We start from the raw sequence: 223 nt of genomic DNA, 5'->3' as shown, positions 1-223 counted from the left end.
CCATCGACGCCATGTACGACCGGGTCAAGCAGGCGACTATGATGGAAACGGACCGTCCGCACGTGCTGCGCGAGATGGCCTATGTGTGCCGTCCGGCGGGGACGCTCTCCATTCCCGGCGTCTATGGCGGGCTTCTCGACAAGATCCCCTTCGGGGCGATCATGAACAAGGGGCTCACGATCCGCACTGGTCAGACCCATGTGAACCGCTGGACCGACGATCT

At 62.8% G+C, this 223-nt stretch carries 1 pseudogene; it reads left to right on the top strand.

The annotated features are described in order from the left end of the window. Window positions 1-223 (top strand): annotated as a pseudogene (locus E4K09_RS24735) (glutathione-dependent formaldehyde dehydrogenase); the annotation flags it as partial.

It is taken from the genome of Microvirga pakistanensis (assembly GCF_004458765.1).
Taxonomy (GTDB): domain Bacteria; phylum Pseudomonadota; class Alphaproteobacteria; order Rhizobiales; family Beijerinckiaceae; genus Microvirga; species Microvirga pakistanensis.
Note: the sequence above shows the minus strand (reverse complement) of the source record. Positions and strands in the feature narration are given on the sequence as shown.